This window comes from Leucobacter chinensis, from assembly GCF_019049105.1.
Taxonomy (GTDB): Bacteria; Actinomycetota; Actinomycetes; order Actinomycetales; family Microbacteriaceae; genus Leucobacter_A; species Leucobacter_A chinensis.
In genome coordinates this window covers 26467-47440 of record NZ_JAHQZR010000012.1, presented here as the reverse complement: position 1 = coordinate 47440, position 20974 = coordinate 26467, and the positions used below count along the sequence as shown (strand labels likewise).

The window sequence follows — 20974 nt, the reverse complement described above, 5'->3', positions numbered from 1 at the left end:
GTGAGCCAGCCAACACTGCAGCACGAGCCGGGCGTGGCTGCCACGCCAGAGGCTCAGCCCCGCCGGTCGATGCGATCACTCTTTCGCATCGACGGGTGGGGCGCCCTCGCGCTCCCGCTCGTGCTTTTTCTCGTTCTTGTCTTTCTCATTCCCTTGATCGCGATGCTGTGGCGTAGCTTCGTTGACCCCGAACCCGGGTTCGGCAACTACGTCGCGATCTTCTCAGAATCGCTCTACACGAGGGTTCTGCTCAACACCTTCCTTATCGCCTTTCTTGTGACGGCGGTGACGCTCGTGCTCGCGTACCCCTACGCGTACCTCATGACGCTCGCAAAGCCGTTCTGGCGCAAGGTGATGCTCGTTCTCGTGCTTATTCCGTTCTGGACGAGTGTGCTCGTGCGCAGCTTCGCGCTCGTGATTCTCTTGCGCGACACCGGCGTGCTCAACACCCTTGCGATTGACGCTGGCCTCATCGACGACCCCGTTACGATGCTGCGCACCGCAGGCGGCGTCGTCTTCGGCATGGTCCAGGTCTCACTCCCGTTCGCAGTTCTGCCCATGTATGCGGCCATGTCGGGCATCGACCGAAAGCTTGGTCTTGCGGCGCAGAACCTTGGCGCGCGCCCCTCGGGTGCCTTCTGGCGCATCTTCGTGCCGCTCAGCATGCCTGGCGTTGCCGCCGGCCTGCTGCTCACCTTTATTCAGGCGCTTGGCTACTACATCACCCCGGCGTTGCTTGGCGGCCCCGAGAACATGATGATCGGTGAGCTGATCGTGCAACAGGTCTCGGCCGTCTTGCGATACGGTTTCGCGGCTGCACTCGCGACACTGCTGCTCGCGACGACGCTTCTGCTGCTCGGCATCGCGTCAAAGTTCCTGAACCTTGAGAAAGCATTGTTGAGGCAGTCATGACCAAGATTCTCACTCGCACCGGGCTTGTCGTGCTCGCGGCGCTCATCGGCCTCTACTTACTCTCACCGATTCTCGTCATCGTGCCGATGTCATTTTCAGAGAGCTCGTTTCTCGCGTTCCCGCCGAGCGGCTTCACGCTGCAGTGGTACGAAGCGCTCATCAACGATTATTCGTGGATCGAATCTGCCCTCAACAGTCTTACCATCGCGCTGCTCTCAGCGCTTTGTTCGGTGGTACTCGGAACGCTCGCGGCCCTCGCGATCGTGCGCGGTAAGATTCCCTTTCGTGGCCCAGTCATGGCGATTCTGCTCTCGCCACTCATCGTGCCATTCGTCATTGTTGGGCTTGCCGTCTACATCACCTTTTTGGGGCTCGGCCTCACTGAAACGATGATCGGTTTCGTGCTCGTGCACACCTCGCTCGGGGTGCCATACGTCATGATCAACGTCATTGCTTCACTCTCGTCGGTTGACCGCCGGCTCGAGATGGCGGCCATGAACCTTGGCGCTGGGCCGATCGAAACGTTCTTTCGCATCACGATGCCGCTCATCTTGCCGGGCATGCTCGCGGGCGCACTCTTCGCGTTCATCACGAGCTGGGACGAGGTCGTCGTTGCGATCTTCCTGTCGGGCGCTGACCTCACGACCCTGCCAGTCAAGATGTGGTCGGGCATTCGCGTACAGATCGATCCGACCATCGCGGCCATCTCGACCATCTCACTGTTTATTATTCTCGCGGCTTTCGCAGCCTCGGGCATTGGAAAGGCCTTCGGTACGCTGCGTCGCAACATGCAGGCGAAGCGCATTCAGAAAGGAACGCTCTCATGACCGCCACTTACACGCAGCAGATTGCGACGGCAGCCGAACAGACGGGTGCCGCGATCCGCATCAAAGATGTGACCAAGCGCTACGGCGAGCACACGGTTCTCGACGAGGTGAGCCTCGATATCAACGCGGGTGAGTTCATTACCTTGCTTGGAGCCAGCGGATCGGGCAAGTCAACCCTGCTCAACATCATCGCCGGCTTCACGAAGGCCGACGGAGGCAAGATCGAGGTTGATGGCGTCGACATCACTCGAACGCCGCCGCACAAGCGTGGGCTCGGCATGGTGTTTCAGCAGTATGCTCTGTTTCCCCACATGACGGTGTTCGAGAACGTCGCTTTTGGGCTTCGGCGCCAGCGGGTCGCGAAAGAGGAGATCATTGAGCGCGTGAACTCGGTGCTCGACCTCATCCAGATGCGCCGCCTCGCCGACCGCCGGCCCGACCAGCTCTCGGGCGGTCAGCAGCAGCGCGTCGCGCTCGCACGCGGCATCGTGTTTCAGCCCCGCGTGCTGCTCATGGACGAGCCGCTCGGCGCACTCGACAAGATGCTGCGCGAAGAGCTGCAGCTCGAGATTCGCAACATTCACTATGAACTCGGCATCACGTTCATTTTCGTGACGCACGACCAGCACGAGGCGCTCACGATGTCTGACCGCATCGCGCTCCTGCGTGGCGGCAGCATCGTTCAGCTCGACGACCCGAAGACGCTCTATCAGGCGCCGACCTCGCGCTACGCGGCAGAGTTCATCGGTGAGTCGAACCTGCTCACGGGAGCCGTGCAGGGCGACATCTTTGCTCATGCTGAGGGAGGCGAACACTTTCGGGTGCCCGAGGGCGGGGGCGAGACTATTCTCATTCGGCCTGAGCACATGCGGGTCGAAACCGCTGATCGCTACGCGCCGATCGCCGGTCGCGACAGCGTCGAAGCCGTGGTGCAAGACACCGTCTTTATCGGTACCGACATGATTGTGTACGGCCAGACGGCGGGCCGCAAGCGCCTCATTGCGCGCGCTCCCGTATCGAGCGAAACGCAGGGCGTCGTATTCGGCGCCAAGGTCGTCTTCTCGTGGGATGCGGCGCACGCGCGCCTCATCAAGGAGGACTGATGGGGGCGCCAAGCATAGCTCCCGGAAGCGGGGCAGCGTCTCCTGCAGGCGCCGCCCCGCTCGCGGTTTACACCGACATCGTCGACACCGACCCGGGGCCTGGCATCGCGCTGCTCGAAGCCGCGGGGTTTCGTGTCGAGGTCGCTGGCAGCGACGACCCCGACGTGATCGCGGGCCTTGCTGCCGAGGCCGAGGCGCTGCTCATCGGCTACTCTCCGATCACCGCAGCCCTACTTGATCGGCTGCCTCGCTTGCGCATCGTCGCAACTCAGTCGGTCGGCGTCGACATGGTCGACCTTGAAGCGTGCAAGGCTCGCGGCATTACGGTTGCCAACCTCCCGGCGTCGGCGACCGAGGAGGTCGCGAGCCACGCGCTTGCCCTCTCGCTCGCGCTGGTGCGCGGCCTGCACACCTTTGACCGATCAAGCCGCTCGGGCGAGTGGAACGCTGGCATCGCCGACCTGTCACGCCCATCGACGCTCACCGTCGGTGTGCTCGGTCTCGGGCGCATTGGCCGGGCCTTCGCCTCCTTCGCTGGCTCGGTGTATGGCGAGGTGCTCGGCTACGACCCGATCGACTTCGAGGTGCCCGGGGTGCGTCGCCTGAGCCTCGACGAGGTGCTCGCGCAGAGTGACATCGTGAGCCTGCACCTCCCGCTTACCGCTGAAACGCACCACCTGCTCGACGCCTCGCGTCTCGCACAGATGCGGCCCGGCGCACGCATCGTCAACGTGTCACGCGGAGCGCTCATCGACCCCGCGGCCCTCGTCGCTGCGCTCGACCGCGGAGCCATCTCGGGCGCTGGCCTCGACGTCTTCGAAACCGAGCCGCCCGAAGCCGGTGACCCGCTCTGGCAGCACGAGCGCGTGCTCGCGACGCCCCACGCGGCCTACCTCTCGCCCCAGAGCCTGCTCGACTACGTCGTGCACCAGGCCGAGAACGTCGTGCAGTTCGCGCAAACCGGTCGTCCCGTCACGCCGTTCGGGTAGGGGAGGTGGGCCGGGGTCGGTTTTGACGGGGTGGCTGCCCTCCGCGGTTTTGGCCTCGCGTTTGCGGTTTACTTGACGAAAAGCAGGGTGTTTTCAGCGAAACACCCTGCTTTTCGTCAAGTAGACGCGTTATTGCCGGGCACCGGCCGAGAACCGTGCCCGGCACCAGCCGCCTACGGCACCCGGGTAAGCCCCGTCGAGGTCGGTACCTCGAGGCTGTAGCCACCCCAGCCGCGGGGCTGCGAGACGAGCTTTGTGAGGAGGTAGTAAGCTAGCGCGCCGACAAAGCACGATGGCATCGAGGCGGTCGTGTACGGGAACAGCGGCGAGGGCACGTAGGTGATCGGGTGCAGGAGCAGCGCGTACGTGAGGGCGCCGAGGGCGAGTGCGACGAAGGCGACAGGGTTCCAGCCGCGCACGTAGCCGTAGGCCGAGGTTGCGACGGGAGTGTAGAGCTCGCGCACCTTTACCTTGCCGCGGCGCAGCACGAAGTAGTCGACGATTCCGATGCCGGTGAGGGGTGCCACGAAGATGGCGCCCCATGAGAGGAATCGGCCGTAGTTTTCGTAGACGACCTCGGGAAAGAAGACGAGCACGGCCGCGGGCCCGAGAATGACGAGACCCATGACGGCCCAGGGAAGGCCCCTGAAGATGCGGCCTCCGCCAGAGCGAAGGGCCACCATTGATCCGTAGCCCTGCGAAAGAATCGCGGTGATGTTCGCGAAAATGATCACGCAGAGGGCAACGACGCCCGCTCCCGCGCCGAGCAGTGGAATCAGCCAGTCGGTGGGCTCGGTGATCTTGAGCGTGAGGGCGGCGAAGGTGCCGACGATTGCCGCGAACACCGAGGCGAAGAAGATACCGAGCCAGTTCGGCCAGTAGGCCGACCGTGGGCTGTCGGTGAGGCGCGCGAGGTTACCCATGTTGGGCCACCAGGCGAAGCCGCCCGCGATGCCGAGTTCGATCGCGACCATGAAGCTTGTGTGCGGGTTCTCTTCGGGGTCGAGCGGAGGAATCGCGGTGAGTTCGTCCCAGGTGATGTTGGTGAAGATGAAGATGGTGATGGCGGTGAGCACAATAATGAGCAGCGGAGCAACGATCATGCTCACCCGTTCGACCGAGATGGGGCCGCGCGAGAGGATCGCCCACGAGGCGACGACCGCGATGAGTGCGAGAACGCTGACGGCCGCACTCGTCTTACTGAGTTCGAGCCCGAAGGTGGCGTTCAGTGCATTCACGAGGCCGTGGCCGAGCATGATGGCGAGAATGGCGGCCCAGGCGGCCGCGAAGATGGTCGACATGGTGACCATGACGAGTCTGGCCCCGTGGGTGCCGAAGATCGTGCGCAGCATGACAAACTGCTCGACGCCGTACTTGGCCGAGGGAATCACCGGCGCGAGCGAGACGAGGAGCGTGCTCACGCCGTACCCGATGATGACACTCGCGATGGCCTGCTTCGCTCCGACGTAGTAGGCGACGGTCGCGCCCTGCAAGAAGGCCCAGGTGGCGATGGCCAGCCCGATGTTGACCCAGCTGAACTTCCAGAAGCCCCAGATGCGTTCTTTGGGTAGGAGGGGAAGTTCGTTGAGGGTTGCGTCTTCGGGAACCGACGCGACTTTGACGCTCGTTGTGTGAATCTTTTCTACCATGGTTACCACGCCCACCAGATGAGCAGGGCGCTCGCCGCAGCGAGCGTGCCAACGGTGATGAGAATGTCTGAGAGGGGCAGGTCTTGCTGCAGCATTCCGCCGCCGCCCTCTGATTCCATTCGAGTAAGGCGTCGCTCGAGTTCTTCTTCAAATTCGTTGTCCACATTGACTCCGTAACTTATTGACTGAGTAGTCAATTAATAGTTAACGCTAGGGTTGCCCCCGCTCAAAGTCAAGTGATCATAATATTGACTAGCCAGTCAAGATTGCCTACGATTGCTCTCATGCAGACAACGAAGTCGACAGAAGTGATCGTTATTGGTGCGGGCTACGCAGGGCTCGCGAGTGCGCTGACCTTGCACGACGCGGGAACGTCCGTGCTCGTGCTCGAAGCGAACGAGCGCGTGGGTGGGCGCATCTTCTCAGAGCCCCAGCCCGACGGCACCATCGTTGATCATGGAGGGCAGTGGATCGGGCCCACCCAGTACCGCCTGCACGCTTACGCCGACCGCTTCGGGGTAGAGCGCTTCAAGACCTACACGGGTGGCGCGAACCTCGAGCTCTGGCACGACGGAACGATTCGTGGTTTTGGGCTCGTGGGCCCAGAGGATGGCCCGGGCATTGAAGCCTACGCCGAGGCCACGGCCCGAATCGACGAGCTAGCCCGAACCGTGAACCTCGAACAGCCGGCCCTCACCCCGAACGCCGAGGCGCTCGACAGCGAGACGGCGCACTCGTACTTCGAACGTACCGTCGCTGACCCCGATGCGCGCCTGCGCCTCGCGCTCGCCGTGCAAGGGGTGTGGACGGTCGAGCCGAGAGACCTCTCGATGCTGCACCTGCTCTTCTACGTTGCGGCGGCCGGAGACTTCGAGCAGCTCATGGAGGCCGAGAACTGCGCCCAGGACAGCCGCTTCTTTGGCGGCGCCCAGGAGCCCGCTAATCGCATCGCCGCTCACCTCGGTGACGCCGTGCGGCTCGGCACCCGCGTGCTCGAGGTGCACCAAGAAGACGACCGGGTTCGTGTGGTTACCGATCAGGGTGAGTACACGGCGCAGCACGTCATCTCGACGTTGCCGCCCCAGGCTGCCTCGCGCGTGCGATTCACGCCAGAGCTTCCGCTTGCGAAGCGTCGCTTCGTTGCGAAGAGCGTGATGGGAGACGTGGCGAAGATCCACGTTGGTTACGAGACCCCATTCTGGCGCGCGAAGGGATTTTCGGGCGAGGCCGTCACCTACGGCGCACCCATGGTCGGAGTGATTTTTGATAACTCCCCAGACGACGCGGCAAGCGGGGTGCTCGTCTGCTTCGTTTACGCCGACCGGTTGCGCGAGTGGCAGACGCTCGGCGCAGAGGCCCGGCGTGAAGAGGTCATCGCGACCCTCGTGCGTATGTTCGGCGAAGAGGCCAGGGCGGCGCTTTGGTACACCGAGAAAAACTGGTCGAACGACGAGTTCGCCGGCGGCGGCTATGCCGCGACGCCAGCACCAGGAACGTGGATCGAGCACGCCGCAGCCGGCTGGCGCGCCCCCGTTGGCCGGCTGCACTGGGCTGGGACCGAGACCGCGTCGGTTTGGAACGGGTATATCGATGGCGCGATCCGCTCGGGGGAGCGGGCCGCCGCCGAAATTCTCGGGTGACGCTCATTCCTGGGGCACCGGCGGATCGGCGCGAGCGATGAAGCAAGTCGATTGCGGTGAGCGCTCTACAAAGCACGCGATAAACGAGTGAAGGGATCTCGCACCACATGGTGCGAGATCCCTTCATGGTGTGGCCGCCAGAGTGGGGCCAGCAAAAACTCTGTTACTTCGTGCGCGAGGTAAACGCGGTGATGAAACCGATGGTTACCGCGACGAGGCCGCCCACGAACAGCTCGATGGCCTGCTCAGGGTGTGAGAATGCGAGGCTGAAGACGTAGAAACCGCCGAATACCAGCACGAGTGCGAAAAGCAGCTGCACGAGCATGACGAAGCTCGCTCCACCGCCCTGAACCTCGGCGAACAGCTGCTCTTGGCCGTTGTTCTCGGCGTTCTTCTGTGACGATGCCATGTGATGCGCCAACCTTCCAGTCAAAACTACATACCGTTATCGAGTCTACATGAACTCGGCGCGGGGCGAGAATCGCGCTCGTCCCGCGCCGATGCTCGCTCCCGGTGCTGCTGGGCGCCGGGAACCGTGCGTTACCCGAAGCGGCCTGAGATGTAGTCTTCGGTGGCCTGGACCTTGGGTGAACTGAAGATCGTCGAGGTTTCGTCGACCTCGATGAGGCGGCCAGGCTGGCCGACGCCCGCGAGGTTGAAGAAGGCGGTGCGGTCAGAAACGCGGGCTGCCTGCTGCATGTTGTGGGTCACGATGACGATCGTGTAGTTTTCGCGCAACTGCGAGATGAGGTCTTCGATCGCGAGGGTTGAAATGGGGTCGAGGGCCGAGCAGGGCTCGTCCATGAGCAGCACCTGCGGCTCGACGGCAATGGCACGCGCGATGCAGAGACGCTGTTGCTGGCCGCCAGACAGGCCCGATCCGCTCAAATCGAGGCGGTCTTTGACCTCGTTCCACAGGTTGGCTCCGCGCAATGAACGCTCGACGAGATCGTCGGCGTCGCTGCGTGAGAGGCGCTTGTTCGACAGGCGCACGCCGGCGAGCACGTTCTCACGAATGGTCATGGTTGGGAAGGGGTTTGCGCGCTGAAAGACCATGCCGATCTGCTTGCGCACCTCGACCGGGTCGACGCCCGAGGCGTAGAGGTTCTGGCCGTCGAGCTCGAGCGAGCCGGTCACGGTGGCGCCGGGGGTCATCTCGTGCATGCGGTTGATTGAGCGCAAGAGGGTTGACTTGCCGCAGCCTGAGGGGCCGATGAACGCGGTGACCGACTTAGGTTCGATGTTGACCGTGACCTTTTCGACGGCGTGAAACTTGCCGTAGTAGATGTCGAGGTCAGTGATGTCGATGCGGTTTGACATGGTTGGTTCTTTCTACGTTTGGGGCCTGTGCGCGGTGCCAGGGGCAGCACGCGTGGGGCGAGTTGGGGTGACTGCCTAGCGGCCGGTCTTGACGCCGAACTTCTTGGCGATGACGCGGCCCACGATGTTGAGCAGCAGCACGATGAGAATGAGCACGAGGGCGGCGGCCCAGGCCCTGTCGAGAAATGCGTGCGCCGGGTTGCCCTGGTTCGTGTACTGCGAGTAGACGTACACGGGCAGCGACTGCATGCGTTCAGAGAAGATGTTGTAGTTCATGTTTGCCGTGTATCCCGCAGCGACGAGCAGAGGCGCAGTCTCGCCGATCACTCGGGCGATCGAGAGAAGGACGCCCGTGACAATGCCTGGCAGCGCGGTGGGCAGCACGATCTTGGTGATGACGACCCACTGCGGGGCGCCGAGCGCCGAACCAGCCTCGCGCAGGTCCTGTGAAACGAGGCGCAGCATCTCTTCACTCGAGCGCACGACGACCGGGATCATGAGCACGGTGAGGGCGATCGCGCCCGCAATGCCGAGCTTCGTGCCGGGGCCCAGCATGAGGGCGAAGAGCGCGTAGGCGAAGAGGCCCGCAACGATCGAGGGGATGCCCGTCATCACGTCGACGAGAAAAGTGATCACCTTCGCGGCCCGGCCGCGGCCGTACTCGACGAGGTAAATCGAGGTGAAGAGGCCGAGCGGCACCGAGATGACCGTCGCGGTGAGGGTGATAAGCAGCGTGCCCACGAGAGCGTGCAGCGCGCCGCCACCCTCGCCGATGACGCCGCGCATTGACTGCGTGAAGAACTCGAGATCGAAGCGTGCAGCGCCGCCTGAGATGGTCGTGATCATGACCGAGATGAGTGGCACGAGGGCGAGCAGGAAGGCGAACGAGACGAGCGCGGTCGCGAGGCCGTTCGAGAACTTGCGCCTGAACGAGATGCCCTTGCCGAGCCCGGTCGAAGCCGGCTTCGGGGCGGGCGCCTTGCCGGCGACCTGTGGCGTGAGCGTGTTAGTCAACTGAAAGCCTCCTCACGACCCAGCGAGCGGCCGCGTTGACCGCGAAGGTCACGATGAACAAGATCATGCCGGTCGCGATAAGAACGTTGATGTTGGTTTGGTAGGCCTCGGGAAAGGTGAGCGCGATGTTCGCTGCGATCGTCGAGGGGTTTTGCGAGGTGAGCAGGTTGAAGGTGACGGTGCCGGTTGCCGAGAGCACCATGGCAACGGCCATTGTTTCACCGAGTGCGCGGCCGAGGCCGAGCATCGCTGCCGAGATGATGCCTGAGCGGCCAAACGGAATGACGGCCATGCGAATGGTTTCCCACTTCGTCGCTCCGAGGCCGTAAGCAGCCTCTTCAGTGAGCTTCGGGGTTTGTAGAAAGACCTCGCGGTTGAGAGCGGTCATGATGGGAAGCACCATGACGGCGAGAACGATTGCCGCGGTAAGAATGGTGCGCCCGGTGCCGGAGACTGGGCCTTGGAAGATGGGGATCCACCCAAGGTGTTCGGTGAGCCACGCATAGACCGGTTGAATCGCGGGTGCGAGAACCCCGATGCCCCACAAGCCAAAGACGACAGAGGGCACTGCGGCGAGCAAGTCGACCACGGCGCCGAGCATGCCAGCGAGGCGGCGCGGGGCGTAGTGCGTGATGAACAGCGCGATACCGAGCGCGACGGGGGCAGCGAGCGCGAGGGCGAGAATCGAGACCCAGACCGTGCCGAAGATGAGGGGGAGCACGTAGCTCCAGAAATTTGTGGTGAGGATCGAAGCGTCCTCATTGGTGGCAGTGAATGCCGGCAGGCTATTCGCGAGGAGGAACAGCGCTACCGCAGCGAGGGTGACGAGAATCGCACCTCCCGCGGCCTTCGCCGCTCCTTGGAAGACCCGGTCGCCCATACGGCGCGGAATCTTCGGGGTGTTCACGGTTGTCATCGGTCCCTCGTGATCGTAGTGGTAGTGAGAGCGTGAGGTATTGGCGAAGCGTGTGGGGGAGCGCACCAGATCTCAGGTGCGCTCCCCCAACGGCTTACTTGATGGTGTCGATTGCCTTTTCGATCTGGGTGCGAAGCTCGCTTGAGATCGGTGCCGAGCCTGCGTTGTCGGCCGCGATCTTCTGGCCTGCCTCGCTCGCAGCGTACGAGAAGTACTCCTTCACGAGCGGTGCGACAGCCGAGTCATCGTAGGTCTCGCAGCCGATGAGGTAGCTGATGAGCACGATTGGGTATACGCCCGCTGCCTCGGTGGTGCGGTCGAGAGCGATCGCGAGGTCGGCGTCGGTGCGGCCCTCTTCGAGTGGTGATGCGTCAACAACCGCGGCTGCTGCCTCGGGTGAGTAAGCAACGTACTCGTCGCCGACCTTGATGCTGACGGTGCCGAGGTCGCCAGCACGTGACGCATCGGCGTAACCGATGGTGCCGTTGCCGCCCTCAACCGCGCTGACGAGGCCCGAAGTCTGTGCGGCTGCCTCGCCGCCGTCAACTGGCCACTCCTCGACTGAACCGTGGGTCCAGACATCGGCCGCCGCAGCACCGAGGTAATCGGTGAAGTTGCCGGTCGTGCCCGACTTATCTGAACGGTGTACCGGGGTGATTGCGAGGTCAGGAAGCTCGGTTCCCTCGTTCTGTGAGGCAATTGCCGGGTCGTTCCACTTCGTGATGTCACCCACAAAGATCTTCGCGAGCGTCTCAGCGTCGAGGTTGAGCGATTCAACACCGTCGAGGTTGAAGATCACGGCGATGGGCGAGATGTAGAGGGGCAGCTCGACGAGGCCGCTGTCGGCAGCACACGTTGCGAAGGGGCCCGCCTCGATCTCTTCGAGCTTGAAAGCGCGGTCTGAACCAGCGAACGAAGCGGCACCCTGCTGGAAGTTTTCGCGGCCGGTGCCCGAGCCAGCCGGGTCATAGTTGATCGTCACGTCAGGCTGTTCATCGAGGAAAGAGGCGATCCAAGCGGTCTGTGCCTCGCCCTGTGATGATGCGCCCGCTCCAACGAGTGACCCCGAGAGTGAGGTTTCGGGAGCCTTGGCATCGCTGTCGGTTTCGGGAGCCGACTCGTTCGCTGCGCAGCCGGTAAGCCCTACGAGCGCTGCAACGGTCAGTGCGCCGATCTGCAGTGAGGTCTTGAGTTTCACGTGTGTTTTTCCAATCGATGTTCGATGTTGGTTTCGGGTGTGTGGTGTACCACCTCACACCGTTAAAGCTAGGAGCCTCGGGTGACGAGGCAGAGGCGTGACGGTGAACGAGAGGTGAACGGTTGTTGTCATCTTGGCCGCGATGCGACTGAGGGGTTCAGTGCATGGCGTCGATGTTCGTTATTCAGATGGAATGAGTTCGATGATGCGCTGCGCGATCGACACAGCATGATCGCCAAAGCGCTCGTGGTAACGGCTCGCGAGAGTCGCGTCGACGATGCTCGCCGTGTCTTCCATGCCGTCGCTCAGCACCTTCTCGAAGACGCGTACGTGCAGGTTGTCGACCTTGTCGTCGAGCTCGTCGATCTCGGTGAGCAGTGCCGGGTGCTGTTCGCTCAACATCTGCACGAGCAGGCCCGCGATCTCGACATCGATCGCTCCCATCTCGGTGAAAATCTTTTTGAGGCCCTTCGGAATCGCGCGCTCAGGAAAGCGGTACCGAGCGAGGTTGGCGATGTGCAGCGCGAGGTCGCCCATGCGCTCAAGCGACGACGAGATGCGCAGTGCAGTGACGACGAGCTTCAGATCGCTCGCGACCGGGGCCTGCCTTGCGAGAATATCGATCGCGGTCTCGTCGAGCGCGCGGCACTTCTCGTCGATGCGCGAGCCAAGGGTGAGCACCTCTTCGGCGAGCTCGATATCAGTGTTGCGAAACGCGGTGGTCGCGTCGGTGATCGCTAACTGTACAAGTTCACCCACTTCGACGAGGGCGTCACTGAGCTCTGAGAGCTCGTGTTGAAAAACGGTGCGCATGGTGTCCTTTCGCATACACTGTGTTGAGTGGGTTCACCGACAGTGTGAAGCCCTCGCGTGAACGCGGTGCGGCGCCTCGGTGAACACTGTGTGAACAGCGAACAACAGTTCGGCAGGTGGAATACGATGGGCAACATGACACCGCACGTAGAGCTTGGAGTAGGCATTCTCCTGGGTGCCATCGTCGTGCTCTTTATCGTCTGGGCCACAAGGGTGCAGCAAACTCGCATGACCTACACGAGTGCCGACAGCGCCGAAACGTTGAAGGTCGCGAGGCGCATTCTCGAAGAGATTGACATGTTTTGCCTCATTCTCGATGAGACCGGCAACCCCGTGTACGCGAACCACGCCGCCAGAGAATACGACGGTTCGACCGACCTTGACCGGCTGCTGCGCCAACCCCGCATCCAATCGACGGTCTTTCGTGTGCTCGCGACCGGCGAGCCCTACATGCGCGACCCGAAGCGCCCCGATGCCCCAGACGCAGTGAGCCTGCGCATCGCTCCTCTCGACGACTATCACGTTGTCGTGTTTGCCGCTGATCAGGGTGAAGCGCAGCGTGTGCACGCCCTGCGACGCGACTTCATTGCAAACATGAGCCACGAGCTCAAAACCCCAATCGCGGCCATCGGTCTCCTCTCCGAAGCGATTGGCGAGGCCTCAGATGACCCGGCGATGGTGAAGAACTTTGCCGAGAAGCTCGGGGCCGAGAGCCGGCGCCTCGGCGAACTCTCGCGCGACGTGATCCGCCTCTCAGAAGCGCAGGCTTCGCTCTCGAAAGAGGCTCGCGAACGGATCGACCTGCGCGAGCTTGTCGTCGAACAAGTCGAGCATCACACCGAACTCGCGAGTGGACATGGCGTGACCGTTGCGCTCGAAGATAACACCCGAAAGCCTCAAGAAACCGTGATCTTTGGCCGCCGCTCTGCAATTGGAGTTGCCGTCGCAAACCTCATCACTAACGCGATCGCCTACTCTCCCGAGGGCGGCGAGGTACGCGTGGTAATCGGTGACCGCGATGGAGCCTTCGCGGTGAGCGTGAGCGACGATGGCCCCGGTATTGACCCGGCTTTTCAATCGCGCATTTTCGAGCGTTTCTTTCGCGTCGACGAGGGCCGAAGTCGCAAACTTGGCGGATCGGGTCTCGGGTTGAGTATCGTACGAAACACCATGCGAGCCCACGGTGGCGACGTGACCGTGAGGTCGGTGCCCGGCGAGGGCGCGACCTTCGAACTGAGTTTTCCGCTCGCGCTGTCAGCGACGATGCGGAAGAAGAAAAAGACACAGAAGAATCGCGTCGACAGGGCGCGGCAAGCCGGACAGGCTACACACATGAAGGAGAGTGACGCGTGACCGCACGCATCTTGCTCGTCGAAGACGAAGATTCGATCGCCGACCCGCTCGCGTTCTTGCTCGAACGCGAGGGTTACCGGGTGCGCATCGCTCGAGACGGTCGGGCCGCACTCGAGGAGTTCGCGAAAGACACGTATGACCTCGTGCTGCTCGATCTCATGCTGCCCTTCGTGCCGGGAACCGAGGTCTGTCGCGAGATTCGCCAGACCTCGCAGGTGCCCATCATCATGCTCACGGCAAAAGACACCGAGATCGATATCGTCGTGGGGCTCGAGCTCGGCGCCGACGACTATATTACGAAGCCATATTCGTCGCGTGAGCTGCTCGCTCGCGTTCGGGCGATGCTGCGCCGCAGCGACACGCCGCGCCCCGAGAGTAGCGAAGCGGAGCCGCTCGACGACAGTGTGATCGAGGGACAGGGCATCTCACTCGATACCGAACGGCACGAGGTGCACGTGCGCGGCGAGCGCACCCAGATGCCGCTGCGCGAGTTCGAATTACTGAGCCTGCTCATGCGCAACCAAGGCCGCGTGCTCACCCGTGGGCAGCTCATCGACAGGGTCTGGGGAAGTGACTATTTCGGTGACACAAAGACCCTCGACGTGCACATTAAACGCATTCGCGCACGCATCGAAGAAAACCCAAAACAACCGCAGATCGTGCACACGGTTCGAGGCGTCGGTTACCGATTCGGATGACTTCCTTTTTCGGCTAGGAAAACTGGATTAAAAGAGAGTACACTCGTGCTCGTTGTGCTCAAGAAAATCCAGGAGGATCATCGAAATGGCTGAAACGCCACCCAAACAGCATGTCGTCATCGTAGGCGGCGGTCTCATCGGTCTGTGCTCGGCTCACGCGCTGCTGCGCGAAGGCCACACCGTGACCATCGTTGAGAGCGACCACCCCGGTGCGGGCGCTGCGATCGGAAACGCGGGTGAGATCACCCCTCAGCAGGTAGCCCCACTCGCTTCACCCAACATGGTGAAAGATGTGGTCAAGGGAGTCTTTACCCCGACCCACTACCTCACGATCGCGCTCTCGAAGATTCCTTACCTGGCCTTCTGGGGCCTCGACTTCATCTTCGCCTCGGGCAAGAAGCGCATGGCCAGCGGTAGCGCTGCCCTCGCGCAGTTTGCCGACGGTATCTTCCCGTCGCTCGACCGCCTCACCGAGGCCGGTATCGACACGACCGGTCAGCAGCGTGACGGCTTCCTCATGACGGCGTCAGACGAAGACCTGCTCGTTGGTTCACACCGTGCCTACCAGGAGCGCGCAAAGAAGGGCTGGGGCACCGCACCCGGACCGATCATGCGCGGCAAGGAGTTGCACGAGTTCGAGCCGGCTCTCCAGCCCGGCATCACCGGCGGCTACCTGCTTCCAGCTGAGCGTTCACTCGACCCCGTCACCTTCGTGGCGAGCCTCGTCGAAGACCTCAAGAAGCAGGGCGTTGACTTCAAGGTTGGCTACAAGGGCGATCGCCTCACGGCCGATGGCCGCGGCATCATCGCGGTTGACGCTAACGGCGTCGAGCACACCTTCTCGGGCGACAAGGTCGTTATCGCGGCAGGCGCCTACACCACCCCGATTCTGCGCAAGTCAGGCGTGAAGCACAAGAAGGTTGTTTCGGGCAAGGGCTACAGCTTCTCGGTTCCGGTCGAGACCATGCCCCGTCACCTCATCCACTCGAAGGACCGCAACGCTGTCATCATCCCGATGCACGAGCGCCTGCGCGTCGTCGGCATGATGGAGTTCGACGAGAAGCCAGACCAGTTCAACAAGAGCCGCATGGAGGTTCTTGAGAAGGCTGCCCGTACCGTGATTAAGGGTGCCGACTGGGATAACAAGTACGAAGAGTGGGTTGGGCCTCGCCCGATGACCTCTGACGGTCTGCCCCTGCTCGGCGCGGTCAAGGGCCGCCCGAACACGATCGTCGCAACCGGCCACAACATGCACGGCCTCTCACTCGGCCCCATCACGGGCGAAGTGGTTGCCGATCTCGTTGCAGGCCGCACCCCGACCTCAGACGGCAAGCCGCTCGACATCGCACCGTTCGCGGTTCAGCGCTAGCACCTCCGGGTTCTGCGCACAGCGGGCGCTCCAACGTTTCGGCGTTGGGGCGCCCGCTCTGTGTTTTCAGGGGCTCTGCCTGAACGCGGCGCACTTGATGCCGCAGGGCACGAAGCGTACCCTGGAAACATGAGCGAAGCAGATAAGAAACCCCAGTATGACGATCCGCAGGGTGAGCAAGAACTTCGTGCCCAGCTCGAAGAGACGTGGCAAGACGAGTCGCCGCTCACCGCAGAAGACACCGACGTTGCCGACGAGGTTGACGGCATCGATAATACCCGGCATCGCGAGCACGACGGCCGGTAACGAAGGGCGGCTGGCCAGGGCTCTGCTCTCGATGATTGAGCGGTGAGTCCGGCCTGCGGCCTGGGCAAGAGAGGGCGTGCGCGATCCGCCGTGTTAGGAAGCCGGGAGGCCCCGGCTAGTCTCTGCGTCGAGACTCGTGCCTGGTGCGATGCCGAGAGCGTCGACGAGCGCAGTGAGCGTCTCAGTTGCGCCCGACTCGATGCGCAGGTCGGTCTTGTGGTCGACCGCGGTCGGGCCGCGGTTGATGACGATAAGGGGTACGCCGCGCTGCTCGGCAATGCGAACGAGGCGAATGCCCGTGTTGACCGCGAGCGATGAGCCGATGACGGCGAGAGCCCCGGCGCGTTCGACGAGGTCGGCTGCGGCGGCAAAGACGGGTTTCGGCACGGTCTCGCCAAAATACACGACCTCGGGGCGAAGCACCCCGGTGCAAATGGGGCAGACCGGAACCGTGAGGTGCTCGATCCCGGTCACCTGAGCGTCACCGTCGGGCGCGATCTCGGCGGCTTTTTGGGACTCTACGTACCCTGGGTTCGCCTGCTCGAACCAGTCGATGACGGCTGCACGAGAGAAGTGACCGGTGCACGAGGTGCAGCGAATGGACGCGCCGCTGCCGTGCAACTCGACGAGGTGCTTCGTGCCTGCGTCCCGATGTAACCCGTCGACGTTCTGCGTGATGACGCCCTCGGCATAGCCCCGTGCTTCAAGCGCTGCGAGTGCGAAGTGGCCGGGATTCGGCGAGACGTTCCAGCCGCGCCTCGCGTTCACGCTCGCCCCCGCCCAAAAGCGCTTGCGGTACAGCGGGTCGTTCATGAACTCGGCGATGTTCATGGGCGTACGGGGCGGGGTGCCAGCGCCGCGGTAGTCGGGAATGCCCGAGTCGGTGCTGATGCCCGCGCCGGTGAGGATCGCGACGGGACGCGAGTCTGCTATCACCTGGGCAAGTGTGGCGATCGTTGCTGGCTGCATGGCAGAAACCTTACAACTGTGGCGAGAAGAAAGACTGTGAGGGTGGTGCCGAGACAGGTGTGGGGCGACCAGCGAACTGGTCACCCCACACCTCAGCCCACGAGCTTAGCTCGGGATGACCGCGTTTCGTTTCGTGTTGAGATACGTTTCTTTGCGCGATTCAAGGGCGATCTCTTGCGTGTGCCACTCGAGGTACGCAGGATCGTTCTTGAAGTGCTCAGCGACCTGCTCTGCGGTGGCCGTGAGCTTCGGGTCGAACTTGATGTAAGCCTTCGTCTCACGGGCGATGAGGCCCGAGAGAATGAGTAGACCGATCAAGTTTGGAATGGCCATGAGACCGTTCATGACGTCTGAGAACGACCAGACAACCTCGAGCTGCGTGGTCGCGCCAACGAACACGACGGCAGAGAAGATGACGCGGAAGGGAATCGTAGCCTTACGGCCGAAGATGCGCACTGCGTTTCGTTCGCCGTAGTACGACCAGCCGAGAATCGTCGAGTACGCGAACATGATGACGCCGATGGTGACGATCCAGTGGCCCCACTCGCCCGGGAGGCCGTGCGAGAATGCCTCGCCGGTCATGAGCGCCTTCGAGATTTGCTCTCCGGTGTCAGGATCGACCATGCTCCAGGTGCCGGTTGTGATGATCACGAGGCCGGTCATGGTGACCACGATGATGGTGTCGATGAAGGTCTGCGTCATTGAGACGAGGCCCTGGCGTACGGGGTGGCTCGTCTGTGCCGAGGCCGCGGCGATTGCAGCCGACCCCATGCCTGACTCGTTCGAGAAGATACCGCGGGCAAAGCCGTACTGAATAGCAATGATGAAGACTGACCCGAGGAAGCCGCCAGTTGCGGCCGTTCCGGTGAAGGCTTCGGAGAAGATCTGGCCGAAAGCGGCAGGAACATCGCCGACATTGACGAAGAGGATGTAGAGGGCGGCGACCACGTAGAGCAGGATCATGACGGGAACGAAGCCCGCGGTTACCTTGCCGATTGACTTAATGCCGCCAACGAGTACGAGCCCGGTGAGTACAGCGAGCACGATACCAACCCAGAAGGGGTCAACGCCGAATGAGCGCTCTGCGTTCTCAGCGATCGCATTAGCCTGGGTCATGTTGCCGATACCGAAGCAGGCGAGCACCGTGAAGATGGTAAATGCCCAAGCAAGAATCTTGCCGACGGGGCCCTTGATGCCCTTCTGGAGGTAATACTGGGGGCCGCCGTTGCGCTCGCCGTGTTCATCGGCCGAGCGGTAACGCACGCCGAGAAACGCCTCTGCGTATTTTGAGGCCATGCCGAGCAGGCCGGTCACCCACATCCAGAAGAGGGCGCCTGGGCCGCCAATGCCGATTGCCCCGGCCACACCCACGATGTTGCCCACGCCAACGGTCGCAGCGAGGGCGGTTGTGAGCGCCTGGAACTGGCTAATATCGCCCTTTGCGCCGGCATCGCGGCGCTTGATGATGCCGAGGTTCAGGGCAGCGCCCAAGCGAATGAACTGGAGGCCTCCGAGCCTAATCGTGAGGTAGAGGCCGGTGAGAAAGAGGAGGGGAATCAGAACAAAGGGTCCCCAGATGACAGAGCTTGCGCTGTCAAGAAATCCCTGAATGGTATCGAGCACGGTGTGTTACCTATGGTCTTTCGCGTCGTTGCGGAACAAACATGTTGTGCGTTGTGTGAGACCAGGAAGTCCTCACTACTTCGCCAAATATATTCGGTTCTTGACGGGTGTCAACCGGCTCACGATACCTCTGAGGAGTGTGGCGAGCGGCGGGATCCGCATAAAATCAAGGCGATCGCGGTGCGAGCTCCAGCAACAAGTGTCGAAATGATATTCAAAAGTGATCTTTTGCCGCTGGCGCACTGACAATTCGCGAGTGGGTCGAGTAGATTACCGGGTGGCCCGTGAAGGCGAAAGGACCGCTTATGAGTGTCGAAAAGAATACCCGCAAGCTTGAAGAAGGCATCGTCACCGATTTGCGCGACAAGATGACGTACGGCTCGTACCTCGGGCTTGATGCGCTGCTTTCGGCGCAGCACCCAGTGAGTAACCCCGAACACCACGACGAACTCCTGTTCATCATTCAGCACCAGACCTCTGAGCTGTGGCTCAAGCTCATTCTGCACGAGCTGCGTGCCTCTCGGGAATTCTTGAAGAGCGACAATCTGCGCTCGGCGCTCAAGCCACTCGCGAGAGTGAAGCACATTCAAGAGGTGCTCATTCAGCAGTGGTCGGTGCTCGCCACGCTCACACCGTCTGAGTACGCTGAGTTTCGAGACTCGCTCGGCAACTCGTCGGGCTTTCAGTCGGTGCAGTACCGCGCGATTGAGTTTGCGCTCGGCAACAAGAACGCGAAGATGCTCAGAGTGTTCGAGGCCGAGCCAGAGAACCATGCTCTGCTCGCCGCCGAGCTTGCGGCGCCAACGCTCTATGACGAGTTCTTGCGGTACCTCAGCCGTCGCGGCTTGCCCGTGCCGAGCGAGATTCTCGAGCGCGACGTGACCGAGGCGTACGAGCACAACGATGAGCTCGTTGACGTTTTTCGCACGATCTACGAGAACCACGAAGAGCACTGGGACCTGTATGAGGCGTGCGAGGAACTCGTCGACATTGAAGACAACTTCCAGTTCTGGCGCTTCAGGCACCTGCGCGTTGTAACCCGCACGATCGGCATGAAGACAGGAACGGGCGGATCATCGGGCGTCGATTTCTTGCAGCGCGCACTGAGCCTCACCTTCTTTCCCGAGTTGTTCGCCGTTCGCACCGAGGTCGGCAAGGGGTAGCTCGTGGGCGCTGAGGGTTTTTACACCGGCGGGTTTCGCGATTGGCACGTGCACCTCGAGCTCATGCGGCCAGAGCCCTCGCCCGTGACGCGCGTGCTCGATCTCGGCTCGAACGTTGAGCGGCTGCGAGGCATTGCTGACGGCCTGAGGGGAGTCACCGTGTCGTATGCCGGCGCCTTCATTACCGCGCCTGGTGGCTACCCCTCTGACCGTTCGTGGGCAGGGGCGGGAAGCGTCATAGAGGTTGACGGGGCAGCGGCCGCACGTGAGGCCGCCCTCAGCATGCGTGAGGAAGGCGCGAGCGTGCTCAAGGTCGCGATGAATAGCATCGCTGGGCCGGCGGCGTCGAGCGAGGTCGTGCGCGCCGTCGTCGCGGCCGCGGCGGGGCTTCCGGTGGTCGCGCACGCCGAGGGTCCCGGTGAGGCGCAGCGGGCACGGGAGTGTGGCGCGACGATGCTCGCCCACACCCCGTTCACCGAGCGTCTCGATGACGCCGAGATCGCGGCGCAGGCCGAGCGAGTGGTGTGGATCTCGACGCTCGATATTCATGGCTGGGGAACCCCCGACAACGAGTTTGGCATCGCGGTCGATAACCTTCGACGCTTTCATCGCGCGGGTGGGGTGGTGCGCTACGGCACTGACATGGGCAACGGGCCGACGGTTGCGGGGTTCAATACCCGCGAGATCGCGGCTCTTGCCGAGTGTGGGCTCTCGCGCGCCGAGATTCTTGCGACGCTCACGCCGGCGGCTCCCGCGCAGGGCGGCCCGGTCGTCTTCGTGCCGGGCACCCCAGAGTGGCCCTACGTTGCCGGAGCTGTGCTCGTTGACACCGCTGCGCATTGATTGTCGCCGCGAGGTGGTACTATGAAGGCCATATGTGAATATCGGCCAATACGCCCTCGCGGGAGAGCCCACACGATTGAGTGTGGCGCCGTAGGAGCAACTCCTCCCCGAGAATCTCTCAGGCACCCGTACCGCGGGGCGTGGCAACTCTGGAAAGCGAGGTAGAGCGCGAGCTCTGCCTCCACCGACGGTGCAATGGCGCGCGAGCGCCGGAATCTCTCAGGTCTGCAACAGAGTGGGGAGGGTACCTGTAGTTGTTGTGCCCAACC

21 protein-coding genes and 2 riboswitches are annotated in these 20974 nt (G+C 62.5%); of the genes, 11 read left to right on the top strand and 10 right to left on the bottom strand.

Going from position 1 to position 20974, the window contains the following annotated elements; all coding sequences use genetic code 11:
• The 4 genes from KTJ78_RS14000 to KTJ78_RS10805 are packed head-to-tail and all read left to right on the top strand — an operon-like array spanning position 1 to position 3831.
• Positions 1-912, top strand: a complete 912-nt coding sequence (locus KTJ78_RS14000; RefSeq protein ID WP_217135642.1) for an ABC transporter permease — start codon at positions 1-3, stop codon at positions 910-912.
• Positions 909-1739, top strand: a complete 831-nt coding sequence (locus KTJ78_RS10815; protein ID WP_217135640.1) for an ABC transporter permease — start codon at positions 909-911, stop codon at positions 1737-1739. The genes KTJ78_RS14000 and KTJ78_RS10815 overlap by 4 nt, the downstream gene beginning before the upstream one ends.
• Positions 1736-2842, top strand: coding sequence for an ABC transporter ATP-binding protein (locus KTJ78_RS10810; RefSeq protein WP_217135638.1), 1107 nt, complete (start codon positions 1736-1738; stop codon positions 2840-2842). Before KTJ78_RS10815 ends, KTJ78_RS10810 begins: the two co-directional genes overlap by 4 nt.
• Positions 2842-3831, top strand: coding sequence for a C-terminal binding protein (locus KTJ78_RS10805; protein ID WP_217135636.1), 990 nt, complete (start codon positions 2842-2844; stop codon positions 3829-3831). The genes KTJ78_RS10810 and KTJ78_RS10805 overlap by 1 nt, the downstream gene beginning before the upstream one ends.
• A gap of 173 nt (positions 3832-4004) precedes the next feature.
• Here KTJ78_RS10805 and KTJ78_RS10800 read toward each other — a convergent pair whose 3' ends face one another.
• Both KTJ78_RS10800 and KTJ78_RS10795 read right to left on the bottom strand, forming a co-directional pair.
• Entirely contained in the window at positions 4005-5480 is a 1476-nt protein-coding gene (locus tag KTJ78_RS10800; protein ID WP_217135634.1) for a purine-cytosine permease family protein, read from the bottom strand.
• A gap of 2 nt (positions 5481-5482) precedes the next feature.
• Positions 5483-5644, bottom strand: coding sequence for a hypothetical protein (locus KTJ78_RS10795; RefSeq protein WP_217135632.1), 162 nt, complete (start codon positions 5642-5644; stop codon positions 5483-5485).
• Between the two features lie 120 nt (positions 5645-5764).
• Between KTJ78_RS10795 and KTJ78_RS10790 the strand changes: the two genes are divergently transcribed.
• On the top strand, positions 5765-7120 hold the full coding sequence (locus KTJ78_RS10790; protein WP_217135630.1) for a flavin monoamine oxidase family protein: 1356 nt from the start codon (positions 5765-5767) through the stop codon (positions 7118-7120).
• A 163-nt stretch (positions 7121-7283) separates the two neighbouring features.
• Here KTJ78_RS10790 and KTJ78_RS10785 read toward each other — a convergent pair whose 3' ends face one another.
• The 6 genes from KTJ78_RS10785 to phoU all read right to left on the bottom strand — a co-directional run bounded on the left by KTJ78_RS10785 (position 7284) and on the right by phoU (position 12381).
• Entirely contained in the window at positions 7284-7529 is a 246-nt protein-coding gene (locus KTJ78_RS10785; RefSeq protein ID WP_217135618.1) for a hypothetical protein, read from the bottom strand.
• Positions 7530-7660: 131 nt separating this feature from the next.
• A complete protein-coding gene (pstB, locus tag KTJ78_RS10780; protein WP_217135616.1) occupies positions 7661-8440 on the bottom strand; it encodes a phosphate ABC transporter ATP-binding protein PstB in 780 nt (259 codons plus the stop codon).
• 75 nt (positions 8441-8515) lie between these two features.
• Complete coding sequence (pstA, locus tag KTJ78_RS10775) at positions 8516-9376, bottom strand: phosphate ABC transporter permease PstA (protein ID WP_369808078.1); 861 nt, start codon at positions 9374-9376, stop codon at positions 8516-8518.
• A 70-nt stretch (positions 9377-9446) separates the two neighbouring features.
• On the bottom strand, positions 9447-10370 hold the full coding sequence (pstC, locus tag KTJ78_RS10770; RefSeq protein WP_217135612.1) for a phosphate ABC transporter permease subunit PstC: 924 nt from the start codon (positions 10368-10370) through the stop codon (positions 9447-9449).
• 94 nt (positions 10371-10464) lie between these two features.
• Positions 10465-11568 carry a phosphate ABC transporter substrate-binding protein PstS gene (locus KTJ78_RS10765; RefSeq protein ID WP_217135610.1) on the bottom strand — a complete coding sequence of 368 codons (1104 nt, stop codon included), beginning with the start codon at positions 11566-11568 and terminating at the stop codon, positions 10465-10467.
• Positions 11569-11748: 180 nt separating this feature from the next.
• The gene (gene phoU, locus KTJ78_RS10760; protein WP_217135608.1) at positions 11749-12381 is read right to left on the bottom strand and encodes a phosphate signaling complex protein PhoU; all 633 of its coding nucleotides are present in this window, start codon (positions 12379-12381) and stop codon (positions 11749-11751) included.
• A gap of 135 nt (positions 12382-12516) precedes the next feature.
• Here phoU and KTJ78_RS10755 point away from each other — a divergent pair, with 135 nt between their 5' ends.
• The 4 genes from KTJ78_RS10755 to KTJ78_RS10740 all read left to right on the top strand — a co-directional run bounded on the left by KTJ78_RS10755 (position 12517) and on the right by KTJ78_RS10740 (position 16107).
• Complete coding sequence (locus tag KTJ78_RS10755; RefSeq protein WP_217135606.1) at positions 12517-13734, top strand: sensor histidine kinase; 1218 nt, start codon at positions 12517-12519, stop codon at positions 13732-13734.
• Positions 13731-14432: a response regulator gene (locus tag KTJ78_RS10750; protein WP_217135605.1), complete on the top strand. Its 702-nt coding sequence runs from the start codon at positions 13731-13733 to the stop codon at positions 14430-14432. The genes KTJ78_RS10755 and KTJ78_RS10750 overlap by 4 nt, the downstream gene beginning before the upstream one ends.
• Positions 14433-14517: 85 nt before the next feature.
• Positions 14518-15801, top strand: coding sequence for an NAD(P)/FAD-dependent oxidoreductase (locus KTJ78_RS10745; protein ID WP_217135603.1), 1284 nt, complete (start codon positions 14518-14520; stop codon positions 15799-15801).
• A 129-nt stretch (positions 15802-15930) separates the two neighbouring features.
• Positions 15931-16107: a hypothetical protein gene (locus tag KTJ78_RS10740; protein WP_217135601.1), complete on the top strand. Its 177-nt coding sequence runs from the start codon at positions 15931-15933 to the stop codon at positions 16105-16107.
• Positions 16108-16200: 93 nt separating this feature from the next.
• On the opposite strand, the gene KTJ78_RS10735 is transcribed toward KTJ78_RS10740, so the two are convergent.
• Together KTJ78_RS10735 and KTJ78_RS10730 are read right to left on the bottom strand one after the other, a co-directional pair.
• The gene (locus KTJ78_RS10735) at positions 16201-17076 is read right to left on the bottom strand and encodes a Sir2 family NAD-dependent protein deacetylase (RefSeq protein ID WP_217135599.1); all 876 of its coding nucleotides are present in this window, start codon (positions 17074-17076) and stop codon (positions 16201-16203) included.
• Positions 17077-17181: 105 nt separating this feature from the next.
• Positions 17182-18699: an alanine/glycine:cation symporter family protein gene (locus tag KTJ78_RS10730; RefSeq protein WP_217135597.1), complete on the bottom strand. Its 1518-nt coding sequence runs from the start codon at positions 18697-18699 to the stop codon at positions 17182-17184.
• Between the two features lie 305 nt (positions 18700-19004).
• Between KTJ78_RS10730 and kynA the strand changes: the two genes are divergently transcribed.
• Both kynA and KTJ78_RS10720 read left to right on the top strand, forming a co-directional pair.
• Positions 19005-19862, top strand: coding sequence for a tryptophan 2,3-dioxygenase (kynA, locus tag KTJ78_RS10725; protein ID WP_217135595.1), 858 nt, complete (start codon positions 19005-19007; stop codon positions 19860-19862).
• Between the two features lie 3 nt (positions 19863-19865).
• Positions 19866-20705: an amidohydrolase family protein gene (locus tag KTJ78_RS10720; protein WP_217135587.1), complete on the top strand. Its 840-nt coding sequence runs from the start codon at positions 19866-19868 to the stop codon at positions 20703-20705.
• A gap of 49 nt (positions 20706-20754) precedes the next feature.
• Positions 20755-20849, top strand: a riboswitch (glycine riboswitch).
• A riboswitch (glycine riboswitch) is annotated at positions 20850-20949 on the top strand.
• Positions 20950-20974: the final 25 nt, after the last annotated feature.

Coding starts and splice junctions, on each gene's coding strand:
- KTJ78_RS10815 (WP_217135640.1), top strand. CDS start 909: ATGACCAAGATTCTCACTCGCACCGGGCTTGTCGTGCTCGCGGCGCTC.
- KTJ78_RS10810 (WP_217135638.1), top strand. CDS start 1,736: ATGACCGCCACTTACACGCAGCAGATTGCGACGGCAGCCGAACAGACG.
- KTJ78_RS10805 (WP_217135636.1), top strand. CDS start 2,842: ATGGGGGCGCCAAGCATAGCTCCCGGAAGCGGGGCAGCGTCTCCTGCA.
- KTJ78_RS10800 (WP_217135634.1), bottom strand. CDS start 5,480: ATGGTAGAAAAGATTCACACAACGAGCGTCAAAGTCGCGTCGGTTCCC.
- KTJ78_RS10790 (WP_217135630.1), top strand. CDS start 5,765: ATGCAGACAACGAAGTCGACAGAAGTGATCGTTATTGGTGCGGGCTAC.
- KTJ78_RS10785 (WP_217135618.1), bottom strand. CDS start 7,529: ATGGCATCGTCACAGAAGAACGCCGAGAACAACGGCCAAGAGCAGCTG.
- pstB (WP_217135616.1), bottom strand. CDS start 8,440: ATGTCAAACCGCATCGACATCACTGACCTCGACATCTACTACGGCAAG.
- pstC (WP_217135612.1), bottom strand. CDS start 10,370: ATGACAACCGTGAACACCCCGAAGATTCCGCGCCGTATGGGCGACCGG.
- phoU (WP_217135608.1), bottom strand. CDS start 12,381: ATGCGCACCGTTTTTCAACACGAGCTCTCAGAGCTCAGTGACGCCCTC.
- KTJ78_RS10755 (WP_217135606.1), top strand. CDS start 12,517: ATGACACCGCACGTAGAGCTTGGAGTAGGCATTCTCCTGGGTGCCATC.
- KTJ78_RS10745 (WP_217135603.1), top strand. CDS start 14,518: ATGGCTGAAACGCCACCCAAACAGCATGTCGTCATCGTAGGCGGCGGT.
- KTJ78_RS10740 (WP_217135601.1), top strand. CDS start 15,931: ATGAGCGAAGCAGATAAGAAACCCCAGTATGACGATCCGCAGGGTGAG.
- KTJ78_RS10735 (WP_217135599.1), bottom strand. CDS start 17,076: ATGCAGCCAGCAACGATCGCCACACTTGCCCAGGTGATAGCAGACTCG.
- kynA (WP_217135595.1), top strand. CDS start 19,005: ATGAGTGTCGAAAAGAATACCCGCAAGCTTGAAGAAGGCATCGTCACC.